Raw genomic sequence first — 5008 nt, forward strand, 5'->3', positions numbered from 1 at the left:
TGGTTGTCCCGCTCTAAGTGTGTGTGCACCCGATTACGGGTAAACATTCATGGAGAGTTTGATCCTGGCTCAGGACGAACGCTGGCGGCGTGCTTAACACATGCAAGTCGAACGATGAAGCCCTTCGGGGTGGATTAGTGGCGAACGGGTGAGTAACACGTGGGCAATCTGCCCTTCACTCTGGGACAAGCCCTGGAAACGGGGTCTAATACCGGATAATACTCCTGCCTGCATGGGTGGGGGTTGAAAGCTCCGGCGGTGAAGGATGAGCCCGCGGCCTATCAGCTTGTTGGTGGGGTAATGGCCCACCAAGGCGACGACGGGTAGCCGGCCTGAGAGGGCGACCGGCCACACTGGGACTGAGACACGGCCCAGACTCCTACGGGAGGCAGCAGTGGGGAATATTGCACAATGGGCGAAAGCCTGATGCAGCGACGCCGCGTGAGGGATGACGGCCTTCGGGTTGTAAACCTCTTTCAGCAGGGAAGAAGCGAAAGTGACGGTACCTGCAGAAGAAGCGCCGGCTAACTACGTGCCAGCAGCCGCGGTAATACGTAGGGCGCAAGCGTTGTCCGGAATTATTGGGCGTAAAGAGCTCGTAGGCGGCTTGTCACGTCGGATGTGAAAGCCCGAGGCTTAACCTCGGGTCTGCATTCGATACGGGCTAGCTAGAGTGTGGTAGGGGAGATCGGAATTCCTGGTGTAGCGGTGAAATGCGCAGATATCAGGAGGAACACCGGTGGCGAAGGCGGATCTCTGGGCCATTACTGACGCTGAGGAGCGAAAGCGTGGGGAGCGAACAGGATTAGATACCCTGGTAGTCCACGCCGTAAACGTTGGGAACTAGGTGTTGGCGACATTCCACGTCGTCGGTGCCGCAGCTAACGCATTAAGTTCCCCGCCTGGGGAGTACGGCCGCAAGGCTAAAACTCAAAGGAATTGACGGGGGCCCGCACAAGCAGCGGAGCATGTGGCTTAATTCGACGCAACGCGAAGAACCTTACCAAGGCTTGACATATACCGGAAAGCATTAGAGATAGTGCCCCCCTTGTGGTCGGTATACAGGTGGTGCATGGCTGTCGTCAGCTCGTGTCGTGAGATGTTGGGTTAAGTCCCGCAACGAGCGCAACCCTTGTCCTGTGTTGCCAGCATGCCCTTCGGGGTGATGGGGACTCACAGGAGACCGCCGGGGTCAACTCGGAGGAAGGTGGGGACGACGTCAAGTCATCATGCCCCTTATGTCTTGGGCTGCACACGTGCTACAATGGCCGGTACAATGAGCTGCGATACCGCAAGGTGGAGCGAATCTCAAAAAGCCGGTCTCAGTTCGGATTGGGGTCTGCAACTCGACCCCATGAAGTCGGAGTTGCTAGTAATCGCAGATCAGCATTGCTGCGGTGAATACGTTCCCGGGCCTTGTACACACCGCCCGTCACGTCACGAAAGTCGGTAACACCCGAAGCCGGTGGCCCAACCCGTAAGGGAGGGAGCTGTCGAAGGTGGGACTGGCGATTGGGACGAAGTCGTAACAAGGTAGCCGTACCGGAAGGTGCGGCTGGATCACCTCCTTTCTAAGGAGCATATAGCCGACTGCGAGCGAATGACTCGCACGGTTGCTCATGGGTGGAACGTTGATTATTTGGCGCCAGACGATCTGATGGTTCTCGAGTACTGCTTCGGCGTGGAAAGAGAAGACTGAGGATTGCCTGGTGCCTGGCACGTTGTTGGGTCCTGAAGGTACGGCCGTAAGGTCATGTCTTCATGCCGGCCCCAGTGAACTCGTCAGCTTGTCTGGTGGGGTGATGGGTGGCTGGTCGTTGTTTGAGAACTACACAGTGGACGCGAGCATCTGTAGGCCAAGTTTTTAAGGGCACACGGTGGATGCCTTGGCACCAGGAACCGATGAAGGACGTGAGAGGCCGCGATAGGCCCCGGGGAGCTGCCAACTGAGCTTTGATCCGGGGGTGTCCGAATGGGGAAACCCGGCAGTCGTCATGGGCTGTCACCCACTGCTGAACACATAGGCAGTGTGGAGGGAACGCGGGGAAGTGAAACATCTCAGTACCCGCAGGAAGAGAAAACAACCGTGATTCCGGGAGTAGTGGCGAGCGAAACCGGATGAGGCCAAACCGTATGCGTGTGATACCCGGCAGGGGTTGCGCATGCGGGGTTGTGGGAATTCTTTTGATCGGTCTGCCGGCCGGTCGGCGAGTCAGAAACCGTTGATGTAGTCGAAGGACATGCGAAAGGTCCGGCGTAGAGGGTAAGACCCCCGTAGACGAAACATCAGCGGCTTGCTTAAGAATCTCCCAAGTAGCACGGGGCCCGAGAAATCCCGTGTGAATCTGGCGGGACCACCCGCTAAGCCTAAATATTCCCTGGTGACCGATAGCGGATAGTACCGTGAGGGAATGGTGAAAAGTACCGCGGGAGCGGAGTGAAATAGTACCTGAAACCGTGTGCCTACAAGCCGTGGGAGCGTCGCCGTTGTTCTTCGGAACACCGGTCGTGACTGCGTGCCTTTTGAAGAATGAGCCTGCGAGTTAGCGGTGTGTAGCGAGGTTAACCCGTGTGGGGAAGCCGTAGCGAAAGCGAGTCCGAATAGGGCGATTGAGTTGCACGCTCTAGACCCGAAGCGGAGTGATCTAGCCATGGGCAGGTTGAAGCGGAGGTAAGACTTCGTGGAGGACCGAACCCACCAGGGTTGAAAACCTGGGGGATGACCTGTGGTTAGGGGTGAAAGGCCAATCAAACTCCGTGATAGCTGGTTCTCCCCGAAATGCATTTAGGTGCAGCGTCACGTGTTTCTTGCCGGAGGTAGAGCACTGGATAGGCGATGGGCCCTACCGGGTTACTGACCTTAGCCAAACTCCGAATGCCGGTAAGTGAGAGCGTGGCAGTGAGACTGTGGGGGATAAGCTCCATGGTCGAGAGGGAAACAGCCCAGAGCATCGACTAAGGCCCCCAAGCGTACGCTAAGTGGGAAAGGATGTGGAGTCGCAGAGACAACCAGGAGGTTGGCTTAGAAGCAGCCACCCTTGAAAGAGTGCGTAATAGCTCACTGGTCAAGTGATTCCGCGCCGACAATGTAGCGGGGCTCAAGCGTACCGCCGAAGTCGTGTCATTGCAGCAATAGGGCCAACGCCCGCTGTGATGGGTAGGGGAGCGTCGTGTGCCGGGTGAAGCAGCAGCGGAAGCTAGTTGTGGACGGTTCACGAGTGAGAATGCAGGCATGAGTAGCGATACACACGTGAGAAACGTGTGCGCCGATTGACTAAGGGTTCCTGGGTCAAGCTGATCTGCCCAGGGTAAGTCGGGACCTAAGGCGAGGCCGACAGGCGTAGTCGATGGACAACCGGTTGATATTCCGGTACCCGCTTTGAAACGCCCAGTATCGAATCCATTGATGCTAAGGCCGTGAAGCCGTTCCGGAGCCTTCGGGCAAGGGAAAGTGGTGGAGCCGCCGGTCCAAGGTGGTAGTAGGTAAGCGATGGGGTGACGCAGGAAGGTAGTCCAGCCCGGGCGGTGGTAGTCCCGGGGTAAGGGTGTAGGCCGAGGGGTAGGCAAATCCGTCCCTCATTAAGGCTGAGACCTGATGCCGAGCCGATTGTGGTGAAGTGGATGATCCTATGCTGTCGAGAAAAGCCTCTAGCGAGTTTCATGGCGGCCCGTACCCTAAACCGACTCAGGTGGTCAGGTAGAGAATACCGAGGCGTTCGGGTGAACTATGGTTAAGGAACTCGGCAAAATGCCCCCGTAACTTCGGGAGAAGGGGGGCCATCACTGGTGATCGGATTTACTCCGTGAGCTGGGGGTGGCCGCAGAGACCAGCGAGAAGCGACTGTTTACTAAAAACACAGGTCCGTGCGAAGCCGTAAGGCGATGTATACGGACTGACGCCTGCCCGGTGCTGGAACGTTAAGGGGACCGGTTAGTCACATTTCGGTGTGGCGAAGCTGAGAACTTAAGCGCCAGTAAACGGCGGTGGTAACTATAACCATCCTAAGGTAGCGAAATTCCTTGTCGGGTAAGTTCCGACCTGCACGAATGGCGTAACGACTTCTCGACTGTCTCAACCATAGGCCCGGTGAAATTGCACTACGAGTAAAGATGCTCGTTTCGCGCAGCAGGACGGAAAGACCCCGGGACCTTTACTATAGTTTGATATTGGTGTTCGGTTCGGCTTGTGTAGGATAGGTGGGAGACTTTGAAGCAGCCACGCCAGTGGTTGTGGAGTCGCCGTTGAAATACCACTCTGGTCGTGCTGGATGTCTAACCTCGGTCCGTGATCCGGATCAGGGACAGTGTCTGATGGGTAGTTTAACTGGGGCGGTTGCCTCCTAAAGAGTAACGGAGGCGCCCAAAGGTTCCCTCAGCCTGGTTGGCAATCAGGTGTTGAGTGTAAGTGCACAAGGGAGCTTGACTGTGAGACCGACGGGTCGAGCAGGGACGAAAGTCGGGACTAGTGATCCGGCGGTGGCTTGTGGAAGCGCCGTCGCTCAACGGATAAAAGGTACCCCGGGGATAACAGGCTGATCTTCCCCAAGAGTCCATATCGACGGGATGGTTTGGCACCTCGATGTCGGCTCGTCGCATCCTGGGGCTGGAGTCGGTCCCAAGGGTTGGGCTGTTCGCCCATTAAAGCGGTACGCGAGCTGGGTTTAGAACGTCGTGAGACAGTTCGGTCCCTATCCGCTGTGCGCGTAGGAATATTGAGAAGGGCTGTCCCTAGTACGAGAGGACCGGGACGGACGAACCTCTGGTGTGCCAGTTGTCCTGCCAAGGGCATGGCTGGTTGGCTACGTTCGGGAGGGATAACCGCTGAAAGCATCTAAGCGGGAAGCCTGCTTCAAGATGAGTATTCCCACCTCCTTGAGAGGGTAAGGCTCCCAGTAGACGACTGGGTTGATAGGCCAGATGTGGAAGCCCGGTAACGGGTGGAGCTGACTGGTACTAATAGGCCGAGGGCTTGTCCTCAGTTGCTCGCGTCCACTGTGTTAGTTCTGAA

General features: G+C 57.0%; 2 rRNA genes. Both read left to right on the plus strand.

The window, feature by feature from the left end:
- Positions 1 to 46: 46 nt before the first annotated feature.
- Positions 47 to 1571 (plus strand): 16S ribosomal RNA (locus ACFWW8_RS38025).
- Positions 1572 to 1854: 283 nt separating this feature from the next.
- Positions 1855 to 4977, plus strand: a 23S ribosomal RNA gene (locus tag ACFWW8_RS38030).
- The 16S and 23S rRNA genes sit together here, the layout of an rRNA operon.
- Positions 4978 to 5008: the final 31 nt, after the last annotated feature.

The sequence above is a fragment of the Streptomyces sp. NPDC058701 genome (assembly GCF_042715295.1).
In the GTDB taxonomy this organism is placed as follows: Bacteria; Actinomycetota; Actinomycetes; order Streptomycetales; family Streptomycetaceae; genus Streptomyces.